We start from the raw sequence: 22,025 nt of genomic DNA, 5'->3' as shown, positions 1-22,025 counted from the left end.
ATTTGACATGTTGACAGATTATGAAATGAAAGTGAGTGATCCGTGTGGATCTAACGCAAATTCAAAACCCTAGTTTTTTGAAAGATATGTCTATTAGTGAACTAGAGGGATTGAGTGAGGATATTCGTAAGTTTTTAATTGAAGAGCTCTCTCAAACAGGTGGACATATTGCACCTAATTTAGGTGTAGTAGAACTCACAATTGCTCTGCATAAATTATTTGATAGTCCGAAAGATAAGTTTTTATGGGATGTAGGACATCAATCCTATGTACATAAAATTTTAACAGGGCGTGCGAAAGAATTCGGCACATTAAGGCAATACCAAGGTCTATGTGGTTTCCCAAAACGCTGCGAGAGTGAGCATGATGTTTGGGAAACTGGTCATAGTTCGACGTCACTATCTGCTGCAATGGGAATGGCTCTAGCGCGTGATTTGAAGAAAACGGAAGAATACGTTATACCAATCATTGGCGATGGTGCATTAACAGGCGGAATGGCTTTAGAGGCATTAAACCATATTGGTCATGAAAAAACGGACATGATTGTTATTTTGAATGACAATGAAATGTCAATTGCACCAAACGTCGGCGCGCTTCATAATGTACTTGGTCGTTTACGTACCGCAGGGAAGTACCATTGGGTAAAAGATGAATTAGAGTATATATTGAAGAAAATCCCAGCAGTTGGCGGGAAAGTTGCTGCGACAGCAGAGAAAATAAAAGATAGTCTAAAATATTTACTAGTATCAGGCGTCTTTTTTGAAGAATTAGGCTTTACATATTTAGGTCCGGTCGATGGGCATGATTATGAAAAGTTATTCGAAACGTTGCAATATGCAAAGAAAACAAAAGGCCCAGTACTTGTTCATGTTATTACGAAAAAAGGAAAAGGTTATAAACCAGCTGAGAGTGACGTTATTGGAACTTGGCATGGAACAGGACCGTATAAAATTGAGTCAGGTGACTTCGTTAAACCGAAGGAAGTTGCACCAGCATGGAGTGCTGTTGTTAGTGAAACAGTGCTTAAGCTAGCGAGAACGGATGAACGTATCGTTGCAATTACGCCTGCAATGCCTGTTGGATCGAAACTTGAGAAATTCCAAAAAGAATTTCCAAATCGCATGATTGATGTAGGTATTGCAGAGCAGCATGCTACAACAATGGCGGCTGGTATGGCAACGCAAGGAATGAAGCCATTCTTAGCAATTTATTCAACGTTTTTACAAAGAGCATATGACCAAGTTGTTCATGATATTTGTCGCCAAAATTTAAATGTTTTCATTGGAATAGATCGTTCTGGATTAGTTGGAGCAGACGGTGAAACGCATCAAGGTGTATTTGACATCTCGTTTTTACGTCATTTGCCGAATATGGTACTTATGATGCCGAAAGATGAAAATGAAGGACAACATTTAGTATATACAGCGATGCAATACGAAGATGGACCGATTGCTTTACGTTATGCACGCGGCAATGGACTTGGCGTTCAAATGGATGAAGAATTAAAGGCGATTCCAATCGGTACATGGGAAACGTTAAAAGAAGGCACACAAGCAGCAATTTTAACGTTTGGTACGACAATCCCGATGGCAATGGAAGCAGCAGAGCGTCTTGAAAAAGCTGGAATATCAGTGAAAGTAGTGAATGCTCGCTTTATTAAGCCGATGGATGAGGCATATTTACATGAGCTTTTAGGGAAAAATATACCGATTTTAACGATTGAAGAGGCTTGTTTAATCGGTGGCTTTGGAACGGGAGTAGTTGAATTTGCTTCTGAGAACGGATACCATAGTGCTTTAATTGAACGAATGGGTATTCCTGATCGCTTCATAGAGCATGGTAGTGTAACAAAACTGTTAGAAGAAATTGGTTTAACGACAGATGCTGTTGTAGACCGTATTCATACAATGATTCCATCAAAACAAAAAAGGGCGTAACAAATGAGCGTAAAAAAAGAAAGAGTAGATGTACTATTAGTAGAGCGAGGACTTATAGAAACGCGTGAGAAGGCTAAACGTGCTGTTATGGCAGGTCTTGTATATGCGAATGAAATGAGACTCGATAAGCCAGGGGAGAAAATCTCGCAAGATACGGAGATTACGGTGAAAGGGCAAGTTATGCCGTATGTAAGCCGTGGTGGTTATAAGCTTGAAAAGGCATTAGAAGCATTTCAACTTGATTTACAAGATAAAGTTATGATAGATATTGGTTCATCAACTGGTGGTTTTACAGACTGTGCGCTTCAAAATGGGGCGAAGTTATCTTATGCATTAGATGTAGGATATAATCAACTTGCGTGGAAATTGCGTCAAGATGAGCGTGTTGTTGTGATGGAACGAACGAACTTCCGTTACGTGACACCGACAGATTTAGAACGTGGTTTACCGCAGTTTGCAAGTATTGACGTGTCATTTATATCATTAAGGCTTATATTGCCGGTTTTAAAAACAATGCTTACGCCAAATGGTGATGTAGCTGCATTGATTAAACCTCAGTTTGAAGCTGGACGAGAACAAGTCGGGAAAAAAGGCATTGTTCGTGATAGAAAAGTACATGAAGCTGTCGTGGAAATGATTGTCGATTTTGCTCTTAAGGAAGGCTATAATGTCGAAGGTTTAACATTCTCACCAATTACAGGTGGGGATGGAAATATTGAATTTTTAATTCATCTAAAGTGGCACGGTGAGCGTGAGAATGGCGAAAATCATTCTCCGGTTTCTATTGAACAAGTTGTTACAGAAGCGCATAATGTTCTAAAACAAAAAGGGAAAGGGGAATAACATATGTTGTTCCTCTTTTTGTTGTAATCGTATAATTATTGTAAAAACAATTGTGTACAAGTAACGGATTATACGTTAACATAAATAAATGAAGTATACCAATGTTTAAACTATGGTAAGAGATAGTGTGAGGTGCAAATGTATGAATAAAGGTCAGCGCCATATTAAAATCAGGGAAATTATTGCGAACAAAGAAATTGAAACACAAGATGAACTAGTTGATATTTTACGTAATGTGGGGTTTAATGTAACGCAAGCAACAGTATCGCGCGATATTAAAGAACTGCACTTAGTGAAGGTGCCATTACATGATGGTCGCTATAAATATAGCTTGCCAGCAGATCAACGATTTAATCCGTTGCAAAAATTAAAACGAAATCTAGTGGATTCATTTGTAAAATTAGACACGGCAGGACATATGCTTGTGTTAAAAACATTGCCTGGTAACGCTCATTCACTTGGGGCACTTATTGATCATTTAGAGTGGGATGAGATAGTCGGAACCATTTGTGGTGATGATACTTGCTTAATTATTTGCCGTACACCTGAAGATACAGGTGTTGTCTCTGATCGTTTCTTAAATATGCTGTAACAGAAAAATCTTGTTTACTTTCCTCTGTAAAGTGGAAAGTAAACAAGATATTTTTATTGGCGTAAAATACGGATTTTCAAATACAATACATTATTTTTTTTGAATGAAGTTAGAAAATAGGTGGATTGACCCGTAAAACGAATGTTTGGTACAATGGAGCGGGTTAGAAGAGTAATTTATACATACAAACATATAGTATAACTATTTGAATGAAGAATACTGAGAAAAGCCCTTAATTGGGGATTAGTTTATAACGAGGTGAATGGGGCATTGTTATCGGAATTATCGATCAGAAACTTTGCTATTATTGAGGCATTAAATATTTCTTTTCAAAAAGGTTTAACCGTTTTAAGTGGTGAAACAGGAGCTGGAAAATCCATTATTATTGATGCAATTAGTTTGCTTGTTGGTGGCCGTGGTTCAGCAGAATTTGTTCGATATGGAACAGAAAAGGCTGAGATAGAAGGATTATTCTATGTAGAAGATGACAAGCATCCATGTATCGCAAAAGCAGAAGAGTTAGATATAGAAATAGAAGATGGCATGATTATTTTGAAGCGTGACATCGCTGCGAACGGAAAAAGTGTCTGTCGTGTAAATGGAAAACTTGTTACACTCAGCATATTAAAAGAGATTGGAAAAACGCTAGTTGATATTCATGGACAGCATGAAACACAAGATTTAATGAATGAAGAGCGTCATATGTTTATGCTTGATCATTTTGATGGAAATCGCATTGTTAAACAATTGGACATATATCAAAATGTATATACAGACTATGAGAAGTTAAAAAAACAGCTGAAATCTTTAAGTGAAAATGAACAACAAATGGCCCATCGTCTAGATTTAATTCAATTCCAACATGAAGAAATTCGCAATGCGGATTTAAAAATGGATGAAGAATATGAATTGACTGAGGAACGATTAAAAATCTCCAATTTTGAAAAGATTTATAAAGCATTAGGAGATGCATATCGTTCGTTAAGTGGAGACGGACAGGGGTTAGATCACGTAAGAAATGCAATGGGACAAATGGAGAGTATTACGCACTTAGATGAAGCGTATCAAGAAAATCATGATTCCATTGCAAATAGTTATTACTTATTAGAAGAAGTTGCATATCAGCTTAGAGAAAAGTTAGATATGATGGAATATGATCCGAAACGTCTAGATGAAATTGAAACACGTTTGAATGAAATCCGTATGTTAAAGAGAAAGTATGGAAATACTGTAGAAGAGATTTTAGCGTATGCTGATAAAATTGAACAAGAAATTTTTACGATTGAAAATAAAGACGTACATATTGAAACGACGAGAAAGCAGTTAACGAATTTAGAAGGTGTTATTGTAAAAGAAGCAACGTTGTTAAGTAATATGCGTCATGAGCTTGCAGATCATCTTACAAGCGCTATTCATCAAGAATTAAAAGAACTATATATGGAAAAAACGAAATTTGAAGTGAGAATTATGAAGAGGGTAGGAAATGTAGAAGAACCTCTCGTGGAAGGAACACCGGTAAAACTTACGGCGGATGGCTACGATCATGTGGAATTTTATATTTCAACGAATCCGGGTGAACCGTTAAAGCCACTTTCAAAGGTTGCTTCTGGCGGAGAGTTATCTCGTATTATTTTAGCTTTAAAAAGCATTTTTTCTAAGCATCAAGGTGTTGCATCTGTTATTTTTGATGAAGTGGATACGGGTGTGAGTGGTCGGGTTGCGCAGGCTATTGCGGAAAAAATTTATCGTGTATCAGTAAACTCGCAAGTACTTTGTATTACGCACTTACCTCAAGTAGCTTCAATGGCGGACTCGCATTTATTTATTAGAAAACAAGTGGCGAATGATCGGACGATTACATCGGTTACTGTGTTAAGTACGGATGAAAAAGTAACAGAAATTGCTCGAATGATTTCTGGTGTTGAAATTACAGATTTAACGACAGAGCATGCGAAAGAGTTACTTACGCAAGCGCATCATTTCAAACAGACAGCAGAGGCTATCCAGTAATGGATAGCTTTTTTTTCTCAAATGACGATTTCTTAATTCTTCCGGTTATAAATAAAGCACTGCAAGGAGAGATTAAAAAGTGAAGCCAAGAGGCTGAATGTGGGTAGGAGCGAGGAGAGTGAACAAATTGAAATTAGAAAGATTTCGAAAAATAATAGGTCTTTGTCTCCTTGTTTCTCTAGTTTTTATTGGATGTTTTAAACCGCTTCGAACGTTTATTTCATCGCCGAAGCAACTTGTTGTTTTTGAAGGACAACAATCAGAAATAGCATCATTACCAGTTTTTAAGGCTTCATCTACAAATCGTAATGTATTTACTGTAAGTTCAAATGAACAAGAACTTATGGTAAATTCTCACCAAAATGGTGAAGCTGATATGGTGTTTCAACTTGCTGGTTTTCCAGTGAAAAAAGTAAATGTGAAAGTATTAAAAGATTTTAAAGTTATTCCAGGTGGACAATCGATTGGTGTAAAATTGAACACAAAAGGTGTACTTGTTGTAGGCCATCATTTAATTCAAACTGAAAAGGGTAAAGTATCTCCTGGTGAAACAGCTGGTGTACAGATTGGAGATATGATTACTGAAATCAATGGTAAAACAATTGAAAGAATGAGTGATGTAGCACCATTTATTCATAATAGTGGAGAAACAGGTGAACCGCTTAATCTTGTTTTATTAAGAGATGGAAAATATATTCGTGCTAAGCTAACACCACAAAAAGACAATGGTGAATCTTCTTACCGAATTGGATTGTATATTCGTGATTCAGCAGCTGGTATCGGAACGATGACGTTTGTACATCCAGATTCTATGAAATACGGAGCGCTTGGTCATGTAATTTCCGATAATGATACAAAAAAGCCAATTCAAGTAGAAGATGGACAAATTATGCGTTCGACAGTAACGTCTATTGAAAGAGGAAGTCACGGGAACCCTGGAGAAAAATTAGCAAGATTTTCACCGGATCGTGAAGTGATTGGTAATATTACAATAAATAGCCCGTATGGTATTTTTGGGAAATTAAATACAAATATGACAAACGGCATAATGGATAAAGCAATGCCTATCGCATTATCAAATCAAGTAAAAGAAGGGCCAGCGAAAATATTAACAGTTATTGATCAAGATAAGGTGGAAGCGTTTGATATTGAAGTTGTTAGTACAGTACCACAAAAGTTCCCGGCTACAAAAGGTATGGTTATAAAAGTGACAGATAAACGTTTACTAGCAAAAACGGGTGGCATTGTACAAGGAATGAGTGGAAGTCCGATTGTACAAAATGGGAAAGTAATTGGTGCGGTTACACATGTATTTGTAAATGATCCAACGTCAGGATACGGTGTTCATATTGAATGGATGTTACATGAGGCTGGAATTAATATTTATGATCAAGAGAAAAAAGCGAGCTAATACATATTAGCTCGCTTTTCTTTTGAAAAATTCGTTGAAATTTTGTAAAAGCTCCGCAAGAGCTGTTTTTTGTTGTAAAATATAAGCAAAGGGTTGAACGTTTCGCTGTAATTCTATGATGGAATGTGTTGCGAAAGGAAAAAAATGAACGATAAACATATTTTTTTGTGATTTTATCGGAAAGTAAGAAACTTTAAAGGGAATTTTCACACAATTGTCGAACAATTCATGTAGCCTAGAAGCTTACACATGTCGGAAGAATCGATTCGGTAAGGGAGGAAAAACTGTGGAGAAAATTAAAGTATGTCTTGTGGATGATAATAAAGAATTGGTATCGATGCTAGAGAGCTATGTTGCTGCTCAGGATGATATGGAAGTTATTGGAATTGCTTACAATGGTCAAGAATGTTTAAACTTATTGAAAGAAAAGCAGCCTGATATACTCGTTTTAGACATTATTATGCCACATTTAGATGGTCTAGCTGTGCTAGAGAAAATGCGACATATTGAAAGGTTAAGACAACCTAACGTTATTATGTTGACAGCATTCGGACAAGAAGATGTGACGAAAAAAGCGGTTGATTTAGGGGCATCATATTTCATATTAAAACCATTTGATATGGAGAATTTAACAAGTCATATTCGTCAAGTTAGTGGTAAGGAAAATGCTACCATTAAACGTCCATTACCATCTTTCCGATCAGCAACAACGATTGATGGCAAACCGAAAAACTTAGATGCGAGTATTACAAGTATCATTCATGAAATTGGTGTACCCGCTCATATTAAAGGATATATGTACTTACGAGAAGCAATCTCTATGGTGTACAATGATATCGAATTACTAGGATCTATTACGAAAGTATTATATCCGGATATCGCAAAGAAATATAATACAACAGCAAGTCGTGTCGAGCGCGCAATCCGTCACGCAATTGAAGTAGCTTGGAGCCGTGGGAATATTGATTCTATTTCGTCCTTATTTGGTTATACTGTATCGATGTCAAAAGCAAAACCTACGAATTCCGAGTTCATCGCAATGGTTGCGGATAAGCTAAGACTTGAACATAAGGCTAGCTGAGATTAGTATATTCAAAATAAATTTTTTTATAAAAGATCAATGAGTTTAAAACACTCGTTGATCTTTTATTTTGTTATAAGGATAATATTGAAGTAGTATTTCATAAGAAATATGATTATGACACATTTAAAGGTGATTCATTTATTTATATGGAAAATAAAACATATATTTAGTAAAATTATCTATAAAGGGATATTTCTTGATATGATATTTGTTAGGGAATTTACTGGGGAATATTGGGAGGTTTATATGAAAAAGAAAATTTTAATTTGGATTGGATGTGCAATAGGCTTAGTTGGGCTTACTGCTGGTATAACTTATGGAATGTTAGAACTTGCAGATAATCCGGCGGACAAACAAGCTAGTGCTGAAATAGATACAAGCGAATATAAAACAGTTCCAAAAGAAAAAGAAGCGCAGTTTGGTGAGATTGGTGGCGCAAGTGCGAAACTTCAAATTACAAAAGATTCTACTGAAGAAGACTTAGTTAAAGCGATGCATAGTATGACTCACCAAAAAGTAATAGCTGAGCAAAAATGGGGAGCAATCCCGATGTCTAAAGAGAATGCTGAAAAAGTAAGAAGTATCTTAAATGAGAGTAATTTTGAAACGAAAGAAGAACTTTTAGCGATTGCTGAAAGATGGATAAACAAAGACTTTAGTAAAGTTGTGGACGATCATAACTACTTTTGGAAACTGCAAGGTGGTAATATCGGAAAAGCTACAGGAGTTATGGATCCGCTAGAAGAGCAAACTTTTTCTTTAAATAATTTTGGAGATGGAGTAACAGGTGAATTACACAAATCTGGAGACCTTCAATATGTTGGAGGAAATTAAAATTTGCAATTTGTAGAAAAAGCTTCTTTATAGAGGCTTTTTATTTTGTTGTTCCATGCATTCATAATTTTAGTGGGTAAGTTATCCGTGATATAATAGATGATAATAAAAAGCCCTGCAAAACAGGACTATATTATTCTTCGTCTTTATTTTGTTTTTCTAATTCAACTAACTTTTGGATTAAAATATGCTGTGGCATATGCATAAGTTGTTCAAGTGGAACACCTAACGCTTTTGATAGGCGGACTGCAGTGTCTGGAGAAATTTGTAATGGTCTCATAGAAGTACCTCCTTTTTCGTATAGTATAGCATAAGATTGGGGGAGTGAGGATGACTCTTATATTTGCGCATCGTGGTGCGGCGGGAACGTATCCGGAAAATACAATGATTTCATTTGAAGCAGCAGAGGCTTTCGGGGCAGACGGAATTGAACTCGATGTTCAATTAACGAAAGATGGAAAAGTTGTCGTTATTCATGATGAAACTGTGAACCGGACCACGAATGGAAAAGGTGCTGTTCGAAATTATTTATACGAGGATTTATGTAAGTTAGATGCAAGTTATAAATTTAGTGAAAAAGTAGGTTTTTGTAAAATTCCTCTTTTAGAAGAGGTACTGGAGTGGCTTGGAAAAACGCAATTGCTACTTAATATTGAACTTAAAAATGATAAAATTCCATACAGAGGTTTAGAAGAAGAGGTTATAACACTTGTACGTAAGTTTAGTCTGGAGGATCGGGTTATATTTTCTTCGTTTAACCACTATAGTATGAGACGGTGCCATATGATGGCTCCTGATATTCAAACAGCTATTTTGTATCGTGAAGGTTTGCATAGCCCGTGGGCATATGCAAAAAAGATGGGGGCTACTGCAGTGCATCCGAATTATCGTTATCTTCAAGATGCCATCGCTGAATTAACGATGGAAAGTGGTGTAGAGGTTCGTCCTTACACGATAAATGAAGAAACGCTTATGCGTAAATATTTTGATATGAACATATCAGCGATTATTACTGATTATCCTGAAACAGCAAGAACTTTATTACCGATAAAAAATGAGACCTAATATGATGGTCTCATTTTTTTATCGGTATGTGAAAACGCTGTTCTATCTCCTGAAGCGGGCTTGTACTTTATTTCTCTTACGATCTCTGTGTAAGACGAAGCCGCCGAAAATATAAAACCCGAGTGCAAAGCAAAGAGCGCCGATTAAAAATTGTAACCATAATATAGGGATTGGGGAGAATAAAATCCCAAATACAGTATCTCGCATTAGTTTAATACCAAGCACGGCTAATGAAATCGGGATGAGTGCTAATGATAGAGCGAGGTAACGCTGCATACATAACGCCCCTTTTCAGATTATTTTGTTTATTTTAATGATGTTATATGAAAAGGGGGTTTGTCAAGAGATTGCTGAACGAGTAAGATAAGGATGTGAAAAATTTTGCAGAGATACTTCGAGAGGAAGTGTAATGTATGAAACAAAAGGTGCTAATTGTTGGAGCGGGTGAAGGTGGGAGTACACTGCTGAGTCTGTTACAAAATTCGAATATATTTCAAATTATAGGAGTTATTGATATTAATCCAATTGCGAAAGGATTACAAATCGCAAAGGAATATGGGACTCCGATTGGTGATAGTGTAACTCCGTTTCTTTCTATGCATATTGATGTGATGTTTGATATGACAGGTGATTATGATTTACATAAAGTTTTATTGGGCAGCAAGCATAAAGACACCCTTCTTATACCGGGGGATATTGCAAAAATTGTTACGAGACTAGCGCATGAGAAGGAAAGCTTAATTGGGAAGCTAGAAGAACAGACGCAACAAGGGAATTTAATTTTAAATTCTACGCACGACGGTATGATTGTTATAGACCAAGAGGGACAAGTGCGTTTGTTTAATAAAAGCGCAGAGCGTATTACTGGATATAAAAAAGAGGAAGCAATAGGGAAATATATTTTAGAAGTTATTCCAACGAGTAAGCTGCTTCGGATTATACGTACGAAACAAATAGAAGTGAATCATGAACTGACGCTAGAGAATGAAAATAAGATCATTACAACGCGTATTCCAATATTAAAAGAAGATGGAGAGGTTCAAGGAGCATTTGCGATTTTTAAAGACATTACAGAAGTTGTAGATTTAGCAGAAGAAGTTACAGACTTAAAAGAAATTCAAACGCTACTTGAGGCGATTATTAACTCATCTGAGGAAGCGATTTCGGTTGTTGATGAGAAAGGAAGAGGGCTAGTTATAAACCCTGCTTATACGAAGTTAACGGGTTTGACTGAAGAAGAAATTATTGGGAAGCCGGCTACAACTGATATTGTAGAAGGTGAAAGTATGCATATGAAAGTACTTCGGACGCGCCGAGCAGTACGAGGGATACATATGAAGATTGGGCAAAAAAAGCGAGATGTAATTGTAAACGTAGCACCGGTTATTGTTGATGGAATATTGAAAGGGAGCGTCGGGGTAATTCGCGATGTATCAGAAATTCAAAAGTTAACAAATGAATTGAATAGGGCAAGACAAATTATTCGAACGTTAGAAGCAAAATATTCATTTGATGATATTGTTGGTGATTCAGATGAAACGACGGCAGCTATTGAACAAGCAAAACTTGGAGCGAATACACCGGCAACAGTATTGCTTAGAGGGGAATCTGGTACGGGGAAAGAGTTATTTGCACACGCTATTCATAACGGTAGTAATCGAAAATACAATAAGTTTGTACGAGTAAACTGTGCTGCTATTTCTGAGAGCTTATTAGAAAGTGAATTATTCGGTTATGAGGAAGGCGCGTTTTCTGGAGCGAAAAGAGGCGGGAAACGAGGATTCTTTGAAGAAGCGAATAATGGAAGTGTTTTTTTAGATGAAATCGGAGAGTTATCTGCAAATACGCAAGCGAAGCTCCTTCGTGTACTACAAGAAAAAGAAATTGTGAAAGTAGGGGGAACAAAAGCGATACCTATTAATGTTCGAGTGATCGCTGCGACGCATGTGAATTTAGAAAAAGCTATTTTAGAAGGGAAGTTCAGAGAGGACTTATATTATCGTTTAAATAAAATTCCGATTCAAATTCCTTCCCTTCGTCAGCGTAAAGGAGACATACCAGCGATTGCAGAAAGGTTAATTCAAAAAATTAATCAAGATTATGGTCGTAATGTAGAAGGACTCACCGATTCAGCCGTTTCGTATTTACAATCATATGATTGGCCAGGAAATGTTAGGGAACTTGAAAATATTTTAGGACGAGCTATTATCTTTATGAATTATAACGAGATATATATTGATGTACATCATTTACCGCCTTTACATAAAGAAGAACAAGTAGAGCCGAAACAAAATAATTTATTACCTGAATTAGAAGAGAAGGCCCTTGAACACCTAGTGACAGAATTTGAGGGGAATATTATCCGTGAATATTTAGAGAAATTTGAGGGGAACAAAACGAAGACTGCAAAAGCGTTAGGAATTTCAGTTCGAAACTTATATTACAAGCTAGAAAAGTACGACTGTGCAAAAAATAGCATGCAATAAATTGCGTACCGTGCAATTTATTGCATGGTATACAAAAAGCGACAAAACGAGACAGAATATTTCGTTGTTTTCCAAAGTATTGATTTTACTGCATTTTGAATGCGTTTTCATTATTGGTAAGACCACTTTTAAAAGTTGGCACGGTATTTGCTTAATGAATAGACGAGGGACGACGGAAAGGGTTGATTACAAAATATGAAGTTAGAACACTTAATTGATCAAGCAGCAGGACAACCTAAAAAAACTGTGGCTGTAGCAGTAGCTGAAGATCATGAAGTAATTGAAGCTGTAGCGAAAGCAATCAAGTTACAGCTAGCTCAATTTCGTCTATATGGAAATCAAGAGAAAATAATAGGGATGCTACAAGAGCATGGGTTACAAACTTCAGAACATATTGAAGTGATTGCAGCAGCGTCAAGTGCTGAGGCTGCAGAACTTTCTGTTAAATCTGTAAGAAATGGCGAAGCAGATGTACTAATGAAGGGGAACATCCCAACAGCAAATATTTTGAAAGCTGTATTAAATAAAGAGTGGGGACTTCGTAAGGGCAGCGTACTTTCACATGTTGCAGCGTTTGAAGTTCCAAATTACGATCGTCTTATTTTTGTTACAGACGCAGCGATGAACATTGCACCTGATGTAACACAAAAAGCTGCTATTATACAAAATACTGTAGAAGTTGCCCAGGCAATAGGAATTGATTTGCCAAAGGTAGCGCCAATTGCAGCGGTAGAGGTTGTTAATCCTGCGATGCAAGCGACAATTGATGCAGCGATGTTAACTCAAATGAATCGCCGCGGACAAATTAAAAATTGTGTCGTTGATGGACCACTTGCTTTAGATAATGCAGTATCACAAATTGCAGCAGAACATAAAGGCATAGTAAGTGATGTAGCAGGTAAGGCAGACATTTTACTCGTCCCAACGATTGAAGCTGGAAATGTGCTATATAAATCACTCGTCTATTTTGCAAATGCAAAGGTAGGAGCGATGATTGCTGGCGCTAAAGCACCGATTGTTTTAACATCACGTGCTGATTCAGCAGAAACAAAAGTATATTCATTAGCATTGGCAGTTGCGACTGCTTCAAAATAAACCAAATAGGGTAAAACAATTAGGGGGAAACGACAATGACATTAGAAATCTTCGAATACTTAGAAAAATATAATTATGAGCAAGTGGTATTTTGTCAAGATAAAGAATCTGGTTTAAAAGCAATCATCGCAATCCATGATACAACACTTGGACCAGCTCTTGGTGGAACAAGAATGTGGACATATGATTCTGAAGAAGCGGCGATTGAAGATGCATTGCGTCTTGCAAAAGGGATGACATACAAAAATGCAGCAGCTGGTTTAAACTTAGGTGGTGCAAAAACAGTAATTATCGGTGATCCACGTAAAGATAAAAGCGAAGCGATGTTCCGTGCATTAGGACGCTACATTCAAGGACTAAACGGACGTTACATTACAGCTGAAGATGTTGGTACAACAGTAGATGATATGGATATTATCCATGAAGAAACTGATTTTGTAACAGGGATTTCACCATCATTCGGTTCTTCTGGTAACCCATCTCCAGTAACTGCATACGGTGTTTACCGTGGTATGAAAGCAGCTGCAAAAGAAGCATTTGGTACAGATAATCTAGAAGGAAAAGTAATTTCTATTCAAGGCGTTGGTAACGTAGCATATCACCTATGCAAACATTTACACGCTGAAGGAGCGAAATTAATCGTTACAGATATTAATAAAGAAGCTGTACAACGTGCAGTAGAAGAATTCGGTGCAACAGCAGTTGAGCCAAATGAAATTTACGGTGTTGAATGTGATATTTACGCACCATGTGCATTAGGCGCAACAGTTAATGATGAAACTATTCCACAACTTAAAGCAAAAGTAATTGCGGGTTCTGCAAATAACCAATTAAAAGAAGATCGTCACGGCGACATCATTCATGAAATGGGTATTGTATACGCACCAGACTATGTAATTAATGCAGGTGGCGTAATTAACGTAGCAGACGAATTATATGGATACAATAGAGAACGTGCACTAAAACGTGTTGAGTCAATTTATGACACAATTGCAAAAGTAATCGAAATTTCAAAACGCGATGGCATAGCAACTTATGTAGCAGCGGATCGTCTAGCTGAAGAGCGCATTGCAAGCTTGAAAAACACTCGTAGCACATACTTACGCAACGGTCACGATATTATTAGCCGTCGCTAATCATTCATATATAACTTTTACAAAAGGTGTGGTTACCTCTTATGAGGTTCCCACTTCCTTTTGAATTTATTAGTGGAGGTAGCAACATTGTCTGTAAATCGAATTCTTGTTATTAACCCAGGTAGTACATCCACAAAAATTGGTGTTTTTGATAATGAAAGACCCGTTCTAGAAGAAACTATTCGTCATGACGTAGAACAGATTGGGAAATATAAGCGAATTATCGACCAATATGAGTTTCGAAAAGAAACGATTTTAGAAGTTCTACATTCTCATGGTATTAACATTTCAAAATTAAACGCTGTTTGTGGGCGTGGTGGATTACTTCGTCCAATCGAAGGCGGTACGTATACAGTAAACAATGCGATGTTAGAAGATTTAAAAAATGGGTTTAGCGGTCATCACGCTTCAAATCTCGGAGGCATTCTAGCTTATGAAATCGCTTCTGGATTAAATATTCCTGCATTCATTGTGGATCCTGTCGTTGTAGATGAAATGGAACCGATTGCTCGTATTAGCGGTATTGCTGGTATGGAACGTAAAAGTATTTTCCATGCATTAAACCAAAAAGCGGTTGCTCGTAAAGTAGCAGATGAATTAAATCACAAATATGAGGATTTAAATTTATTAGTTACACATATGGGCGGCGGTATTACAGTTGGTGCTCATAAAAAAGGAAAAGTTATCGATGTTAATAATGGCTTAAACGGAGAAGGACCATTTAGTCCAGAGCGTGCTGGTACAGTACCAGTAGGGCAATTAGTTGAAATGTGTTTCTCTGGTGAGTATTACCGAGACGAAATGGTCAAAAAACTTGTCGGACAAGGTGGACTTGTAAGTCTTATCGGTACAAACGATGCAATTAAAGTAGAACAAATGGTTGAAAAAGGTGATCCTGAAGCAACTCTTATTTATAAAGCAATGGCATATCAAGTTGCAAAAGAGATTGGCGGAGCTAGTGCTGTACTTCACGGGAAAATCGATGCAATCGTATTAACTGGTGGACTTGCGTACAGTAAAATTCTTGTCGATGAAATAAAAGAACGTGTTCACTGGATTGCAGATGTTATCGTACATCCAGGAGAAGATGAATTACAAGCGTTAGCAGAAGGAGCACTTCGTGTATTACGTGAAGAAGAAGCTCCAAAAGAATATGTTGTACGAGAAAAACAAACAGTAGCTAGGGGTTGAGATAATGGCAAGAGAATATGATTTAGTCATCGTTGGCGGCGGTACTGGTGGATATGTTGCTGCTATTCGTGCATCACAACTAGGGTTAAAAACTGCACTTGTTGAAAAAGAAAATCTTGGTGGTACTTGTTTACACAAAGGATGTATTCCTAGTAAAGCTCTTTTACGTAGTGCGGAAGTATACGCAACTGCTAAAAAAGGAGAAGAGTTCGGAGTTATTGCAAGTAATGTAGAACTAAACTTTGCTAAAGTACAAGAGCGTAAAGAGAAGATTGTAACGCAGCTTCATAAAGGCGTTCAGCATTTAATGAAACAAGGTAAAATTGATGTGTTTGAAGGTATTGGCCGTATTCTTGGCCCATCTATTTTCTCTCCAATGCCAGGTACAATTTCAGTTGAACTTGCAAGTGGAGAAGAGAATGAAATGTTAATTCCAAAAAATGTACTTGTTGCAACAGGTTCTCGTCCAAATTCATTACCAGGATTAGAGTTAGACGGAGAGTATGTAATGTCTTCGGATCATGCCCTAAAAATGGAAACGCTTCCTAGTTCGATCATTATTGTTGGTGGCGGTGTAATTGGTATTGAGTGGGCATCTATGCTTGCTGACTTCGGTGTAGAAGTTACAGTATTAGAGTATGCGAAAAACATATTACCACTAGAGGATAATGACGTTTCAAAAGAAATGCAGCGTCTATTCAAGAAAAAAGGTATTAAAGTGGTAACTGGTGCAAAAGTATTACCAGAAACATTGGTAAAAGATAATGGAGTAACAATTCAAGCTGAACATAACGGTGAGAATAAAGCATTTAAAGCAGAAAAAATGCTTGTATCTGTAGGAAGACAAGCGAATACGCAAAATATGGGCTTAGAGAATACAGATATTGTTGTGGAAAAAGGATACATTCAAACAAATGAGTTTTATCAAACGAAGGAATCTCATATTTACGCAATTGGAGATGTAATCGGTGGCCTACAACTTGCTCACGTTGCTTCGCATGAAGGAATTGTTGCTGTAGAACATATTGCTGGTAAAGAAGTTACACCAATTGATTATTCTATGGTATCGAAATGCGTATATAGCAGTCCAGAAGTTGCTTCTGTTGGTTTAACAGAACGAGAAGCGAAAGAAAAAGGCTATAAGTTAAAAGTAGGTAAATTCTCATTCCGTGCAATCGGAAAGGCACTTGTATACGGAGAATCAGACGGTTTTGTAAAACTTGTAGTTGATGAAGAAACAAATGACATTCTTGGTGTTCATATGATCGGACCACACGTAACAGATATGATTTCTGAAGCGGGTCTTGCAAGAGTACTTGATGCAACACCTTGGGAAGTAGCACATACAATTCATCCGCATCCATCATTATCTGAGGCGATTGGTGAAGCTGCATTAGCTGTAGATGGAAGAGCGTTACACGCATAAAAATGTGGATTTAGGAGGTTATGAAAAATGGCAGAAGTAAAAGAAAAGCGCCATGAAGAGTTTGGTTTAAGTGATGAGCAAGTATTAGAAATGTTCCGTACGATGTTACTTGCACGTAAAATCGACGAACGTATGTGGTTATTAAACCGTGCAGGTAAAATTCCATTCGTAATTTCTTGTCAAGGACAAGAGGCTGCGCAAGTTGGAGCAGCGTTCGCTCTTGATAGAGAGAAAGATTATGCATTACCATACTACCGTGATATGGGTGTTGTATTAGCGTTTGGTATGACAGCAAAAGAACTTATGTTATCTGCTTTCGCGAAAGCTGGAGATCCAAACTCTGGTGGTCGTCAAATGCCTGGTCACTTCGGTCAAAAGAAAAATCGTATTGTGACAGGTTCATCTCCAGTAACAACACAAGTACCACATGCAGTTGGTATTGCACTAGCTGGAAAAATGGAGAAGAAAGATTTAGTAACGTTCGTTACATTCGGAGAAGGCTCTTCAAACCAAGGTGATTTCCATGAAGGTGCAAACTTTGCTGGTGTACACAAACTACCTGTTATTTTCATGTGTGAAAATAATAAATATGCAATCTCTATTCCGGTTGAAAAACAATTAGCATGTAAAAACGTATCAGATCGTGCAATTGGTTACGGTATGCCTGGGTATACAATAGACGGAAACGATCCGCTTGCAGTATATAAAGCTGTTAAAGAAGCAGCAGACCGCGGTCGTCGTGGTGAAGGCCCAACTTTAATTGAAACAGTATCATATCGTTTAACAGCACATTCTAGTGACGACGATGATCGTGTTTACCGTGATAAAGAAGAAGTAGAAGAAGCGAAGAAAAAAGATTCAATTATAACATTTGCAGCTTATTTAAAAGAAGTTGGCGTGTTAACTGAGGAATTTGAAAAACAAATGTTAGATGAAATTATGCATATCGTAAATGAAGCAACAGAATATGCAGAAAATGCTCCGTATGCAGCACCTGAAGATGCATTGAAGCACGTATACGCAGAATAGGGGGGAACGTTTCATGGCTGTAATGTCTTATATTGATGCTATTACATTAGCAATGCGCGAAGAAATGGAACGCGATGAGAAAGTATTCGTTTTAGGAGAAGATGTTGGTAAAAAAGGTGGCGTGTTTAAAGCGACACACGGTTTATATGATCAATTTGGTGAAGATCGTGCACTTGATGCACCGCTTGCAGAATCTGCAATTGCTGGGGTAGCAATTGGTGCGGCAATGTATGGTATGCGCCCAATCGCTGAAATGCAGTTTGCTGATTTCATCATGCCAGCAGTAAACCAAATTGTTTCTGAGGCAGCAAAAATTCGTTATCGTTCTAACAACGATTGGACTTGTCCAGTTACAATTCGTGCGCCATTTGGCGGGGGTGTTCACGGTGCATTGTATCATTCACAATCTGTAGAAGCGATGTTTGCAAACCAACCAGGTTTAAAAATTGTTATCCCTTCTACACCATATGATGCAAAAGGCTTATTAAAAGCAGCAATTCGTGATGAAGATCCAGTATTATTCTTAGAACATAAACGTGCATATCGCTTAATTAAAGGTGAAGTGCCAGAAGATGATTACGTATTACCAATCGGAAAAGCAGATGTAAAACGTGAAGGTGATGATATTACTGTTATTACTTACGGATTATGTGTTCACTTTGCTCTTCAAGCAGCTGAGAAATTAGCACAAGATGGCATTTCTGCACACATTCTTGATTTACGTACTGTGTATCCGTTAGATAAAGAAGCGATTATTGAAGCAGCTTCTAAAACAGGTAAAGTTCTTCTTGTAACAGAAGACAATAAAGAAGGAAGTATCATAAGTGAAGTGGCAGCAATTATTGCTGAAAATTGTCTGTTTGATTTAGATGCGCCAATCGCACGTCTTGCAGGCCCAGACGTTCCGGCAATGCCATATGCACCAACAATGGAAAAATTCTTTATGGTAAATCCAGATAAAGTTGAAAAAGCAATGCGTGAACTTGCGGAATTTTAATCGGGGGGACTATACATGGCTGTAGAAAATATCACAATGCCTCAGCTCGGGGAGAGCGTTACAGAGGGTACAATTAGTAAATGGCTCGTTAATGTTGGCGATCACGTAAACAAGTATGATCCACTTGCAGAAGTAATGACTGATAAAGTAAATGCCGAAGTACCATCTTCTTTCACTGGTATTGTGAAAGAGTTAATAGCTGGCGAAGGTGAAACGTTAGCTGTAGGTGAAGTTGTTTGTGTCATTCAAGTAGAAGGCGCAGATGAAGTAGCAGCAACAACTGTAGAGGAAAAAACGAAAGAAGAACCAAAGGCAGAAGTAACTACGCCTGAAAAAGCACCGAAAGCAAAACAACCAACTGATGGAAAACCACGTTTTTCACCAGCTGTGTTAAAACTTGCGGGTGAGCATAACGTTGATTTAGATTTAGTAGAAGGTACGGGGGCAAATGGCCGTATTACTCGTAAAGATATTTTAAAGCTAGTGGAATCTGGAAATATTCCGCAAGCAGGTGCGAAGAAAGAGGCAGTTGTTGCAGTAGCAGAGCGCCCAGAAGCACCAAAATCAGTGGCAGTAGCACCGGTAGCGCAAAAAGTAGAAGCTGCAAAACCAGTTTCTGTGCCGACAATGCCTGGAGATATCGAGATTCCGGTAACAGGTGTGCGTAAAGCAATTGCAGCAAATATGTTACGCAGTAAACACGAGGCACCTCATGCTTGGATGATGATTGAAGTAGATGTGACAAACCTTGTATCATACCGTAACTCAATTAAAGGCGATTTCAAAAAGCGTGAAGGCTTTAACTTAACGTTCTTTGCTTTCTTCGTAAAAGCAGTAGCACAAGCGCTAAAAGAATATCCTCAAATTAACTCAATGTGGGCTGGCGATAAAATCGTTCAGAAGAAAGACATTAACCTTTCTATCGCTGTTGCAACAGAGGAAGAACTATTTGTACCAGTAATTAAGCACGCGGACGAGAAAACAATTAAAGGTATCGCTCGCGAAATTACAGAACTTGCAGGAAAAGTACGCACGAAATCATTAAAAGCTGATGAAATGCAAGGCGGAACATTTACAATTAATAACACAGGATCATTCGGTTCTGTTCAATCTATGGGTATTATTAATTACCCACAAGCGGCTATTTTACAAGTTGAATCAATTGTAAAACGCCCAGTAATTATGGATAATGGTATGTTCGGTGCTCGTGACATGGTTAACTTATGTTTATCACTTGATCACCGTGTACTTGATGGTTTAATTTGTGGTAAATTCTTAGGACGTGTAAAAGAAATTTTAGAAAATACGTCAGAGAACAATACATCTGTATATTAATAAAAAGCTCGCGTTTGCGAGCTTTTTATCATTTCATTTCTTCATTTGTATCCTACTATATGTACAAACCTTTCCCAGTAATCTTACAATGAATGATCATGTATTAGGAATTTGCGAAAATACATTGCTGATATATGGTATATAGATATAAAATAAAAAAAGAATAATTTTTTGGCAAATCTTACTGATGAAACTGTAGTATAATATATTGTATTGTATGAAAAAGAGAGTTATTCTATATAAGTGTTTTATAGATAATGTGTAATCAGTCGTCAAAACATGAAGAATGTTGACTCCTGGTTTTTTATTTTGCTGTAACAATGTTTCAGGAGGATGTCATGAAAAGAAGTACCGAGTTTCTAAAAAGTTTAGATGTAAAATTAATTTTAATTTTGTGTGCACTATGTGTTACGAGTATAGCTGCTATATATAGCAGTCAGCAAACCGGACAGTATGGAGATGCAAACTTTGCTATGAAGCAGGGAGTTAACTACATAATTGGGGTTGTATTGTTACTTCTTGTTGCAAGCATCGACTTAGATCAATGGCAAAAATTGTCTTGGCCACTTTATATCGCTGGGTTTGGTTCACTTATTCTTTTGAAAATACTACCGGTTTCCAGTTTTACACCTGAAAAATTAGGTGCAAAAAGATGGTTTGTTTTTCCAGTAGCTGGACAAATTCAGCCATCGGAGTTTTTCAAAATTTCATTGCTTCTCATAATAGCCAGTTTAGCGGTGAAACATAATGCTCAGTATATGGCCCGGACATTCCAAACTGATTTGAAATTAGTCGGGAAAATTATGTTAGTATCTCTTCCACCTATGGCCGTTGTATATAGCCAACCAGACACAGGAATGGTGTTCTTATATGCAGCAGCTATCGCATGTATTTTATTTATGTCAGGAATTCAAAAGAAATTAATTGCGATATGTACAGTCATTCCGGTGACCATATTGTCTACATTAATATTTATATTTGTAAAATATCCAGATTTCTTCTTTAATAAATTAGTTACTCTGTTAAAACCTCACCAACAATCACGTATTATAGGTTGGCTAGATCCATTTGAAAATGCAAATGAAGGCTATCAAACGCAGCAATCGATTTTAGCTGTAGGTAGTGGAGGTATGGAAGGTAAAGGGTACGGTGAAGGGAGCGTCTATATTCCGGAGAAACACACGGACTTTATTTTCGCTACAATTGCTGAAGAAGGCGGATTTATAGTAGCAGCACTAGTTGTGTTCTTGTTCCTGTTACTACTTTATCGAACAATTATTATCGGTTATTCTGCTGATAATTTATTTGGTACATTATTATGTGCTGGATCAATAGGAATACTAACGGTTCAAATATTCCAAAATATTGGTATGATCGTTGGATTAATGCCTGTAAAAGGTATCGCGTTACCTTTCTTATCATATGGGGGAAGTTCCTTATTCTCGAATATGATTATGATGGGGCTCATATTATCGGTACGGAAAACGTATAAAAAATATATGTTTTCAGTTAAGTAAAAAAAAGCTGACTCGTTTTTAAACGAATCAGCTTTTT

General features: G+C 37.3%; 19 protein-coding genes. 17 read left to right on the top strand and 2 right to left on the bottom strand.

Annotated elements, in window-relative coordinates; all coding sequences use genetic code 11:
* Positions 1–44: 44 nt before the first annotated feature.
* From dxs to V7038_RS05235, 7 genes are all read left to right on the top strand, one after another.
* Positions 45–1,937 (top strand): 1-deoxy-D-xylulose-5-phosphate synthase, encoded by a 1,893-nt coding sequence (gene dxs / locus V7038_RS05265; RefSeq protein WP_002111749.1) that lies wholly within the window; start codon positions 45–47, stop codon positions 1,935–1,937.
* Between the two features lie 3 nt (positions 1,938–1,940).
* Entirely contained in the window at positions 1,941–2,780 is an 840-nt protein-coding gene (locus V7038_RS05260) for a TlyA family RNA methyltransferase (protein WP_335469387.1), read from the top strand.
* Between the two features lie 142 nt (positions 2,781–2,922).
* Complete coding sequence (gene argR / locus V7038_RS05255) at positions 2,923–3,372, top strand: arginine repressor ArgR (RefSeq protein WP_002015076.1); 450 nt, start codon at positions 2,923–2,925, stop codon at positions 3,370–3,372.
* A 270-nt stretch (positions 3,373–3,642) separates the two neighbouring features.
* A complete protein-coding gene (gene recN, locus V7038_RS05250) occupies positions 3,643–5,382 on the top strand; it encodes a DNA repair protein RecN (RefSeq protein ID WP_002111746.1) in 1,740 nt (579 codons plus the stop codon).
* A 118-nt stretch (positions 5,383–5,500) separates the two neighbouring features.
* Positions 5,501–6,793, top strand: a complete 1,293-nt coding sequence (gene spoIVB, locus V7038_RS05245) for a SpoIVB peptidase (RefSeq protein ID WP_033711018.1) — start codon at positions 5,501–5,503, stop codon at positions 6,791–6,793.
* A gap of 286 nt (positions 6,794–7,079) precedes the next feature.
* Complete coding sequence (gene spo0A, locus V7038_RS05240) at positions 7,080–7,874, top strand: sporulation transcription factor Spo0A (RefSeq protein ID WP_002111741.1); 795 nt, start codon at positions 7,080–7,082, stop codon at positions 7,872–7,874.
* A 249-nt stretch (positions 7,875–8,123) separates the two neighbouring features.
* Positions 8,124–8,711: a PRK06770 family protein gene (locus V7038_RS05235; RefSeq protein ID WP_033714025.1), complete on the top strand. Its 588-nt coding sequence runs from the start codon at positions 8,124–8,126 to the stop codon at positions 8,709–8,711.
* A gap of 133 nt (positions 8,712–8,844) precedes the next feature.
* Here V7038_RS05235 and V7038_RS05230 read toward each other — a convergent pair whose 3' ends face one another.
* On the bottom strand, positions 8,845–8,991 hold the full coding sequence (locus tag V7038_RS05230; RefSeq protein WP_001247671.1) for a YycC family protein: 147 nt from the start codon (positions 8,989–8,991) through the stop codon (positions 8,845–8,847).
* A 50-nt stretch (positions 8,992–9,041) separates the two neighbouring features.
* On the opposite strand from V7038_RS05230, the gene V7038_RS05225 reads away from it, so the two are divergent.
* Positions 9,042–9,776, top strand: a complete 735-nt coding sequence (locus V7038_RS05225) for a glycerophosphodiester phosphodiesterase (RefSeq protein ID WP_335469384.1) — start codon at positions 9,042–9,044, stop codon at positions 9,774–9,776.
* 42 nt (positions 9,777–9,818) lie between these two features.
* Here V7038_RS05225 and V7038_RS05220 read toward each other — a convergent pair whose 3' ends face one another.
* On the bottom strand, positions 9,819–10,052 hold the full coding sequence (locus V7038_RS05220) for a DUF2627 domain-containing protein (RefSeq protein ID WP_002111735.1): 234 nt from the start codon (positions 10,050–10,052) through the stop codon (positions 9,819–9,821).
* Positions 10,053–10,189: 137 nt separating this feature from the next.
* Here V7038_RS05220 and V7038_RS05215 point away from each other — a divergent pair, with 137 nt between their 5' ends.
* From V7038_RS05215 to V7038_RS05175, 9 genes are all read left to right on the top strand, one after another.
* The gene (locus tag V7038_RS05215; RefSeq protein ID WP_002111734.1) at positions 10,190–12,262 is read left to right on the top strand and encodes a sigma-54 interaction domain-containing protein; all 2,073 of its coding nucleotides are present in this window, start codon (positions 10,190–10,192) and stop codon (positions 12,260–12,262) included.
* Positions 12,263–12,457: 195 nt separating this feature from the next.
* On the top strand, positions 12,458–13,357 hold the full coding sequence (yqiS, locus tag V7038_RS05210) for a phosphate butyryltransferase (RefSeq protein ID WP_070128984.1): 900 nt from the start codon (positions 12,458–12,460) through the stop codon (positions 13,355–13,357).
* A gap of 35 nt (positions 13,358–13,392) precedes the next feature.
* Positions 13,393–14,493, top strand: coding sequence for a leucine dehydrogenase (locus tag V7038_RS05205; protein ID WP_335469382.1), 1,101 nt, complete (start codon positions 13,393–13,395; stop codon positions 14,491–14,493).
* 87 nt (positions 14,494–14,580) lie between these two features.
* Positions 14,581–15,684: a butyrate kinase gene (buk, locus tag V7038_RS05200; protein ID WP_002111730.1), complete on the top strand. Its 1,104-nt coding sequence runs from the start codon at positions 14,581–14,583 to the stop codon at positions 15,682–15,684.
* Between the two features lie 4 nt (positions 15,685–15,688).
* Positions 15,689–17,110 carry a dihydrolipoyl dehydrogenase gene (gene lpdA, locus V7038_RS05195; protein WP_002111728.1) on the top strand — a complete coding sequence of 474 codons (1,422 nt, stop codon included), beginning with the start codon at positions 15,689–15,691 and terminating at the stop codon, positions 17,108–17,110.
* A gap of 27 nt (positions 17,111–17,137) precedes the next feature.
* A complete protein-coding gene (gene bfmBAA, locus V7038_RS05190) occupies positions 17,138–18,139 on the top strand; it encodes a 3-methyl-2-oxobutanoate dehydrogenase subunit alpha (RefSeq protein WP_002111726.1) in 1,002 nt (333 codons plus the stop codon).
* Positions 18,140–18,152: 13 nt separating this feature from the next.
* A complete protein-coding gene (gene bfmBAB / locus V7038_RS05185) occupies positions 18,153–19,136 on the top strand; it encodes a 3-methyl-2-oxobutanoate dehydrogenase subunit beta (protein ID WP_335469380.1) in 984 nt (327 codons plus the stop codon).
* Between the two features lie 15 nt (positions 19,137–19,151).
* Positions 19,152–20,471 (top strand): dihydrolipoamide acetyltransferase family protein, encoded by a 1,320-nt coding sequence (locus tag V7038_RS05180; protein WP_002111724.1) that lies wholly within the window; start codon positions 19,152–19,154, stop codon positions 20,469–20,471.
* 338 nt (positions 20,472–20,809) lie between these two features.
* Entirely contained in the window at positions 20,810–21,988 is a 1,179-nt protein-coding gene (locus V7038_RS05175; RefSeq protein ID WP_002111722.1) for an FtsW/RodA/SpoVE family cell cycle protein, read from the top strand.
* Positions 21,989–22,025: the final 37 nt, after the last annotated feature.

It is taken from the genome of Bacillus sp. JJ783 (genome assembly GCF_036963225.1).
GTDB lineage: Bacteria > Bacillota > Bacilli > Bacillales > Bacillaceae_G > Bacillus_A > Bacillus_A cereus_U.
The sequence above is the reverse complement of the archived record's forward strand: the minus strand, read 5'-3'. Positions and strand labels throughout refer to the sequence as shown.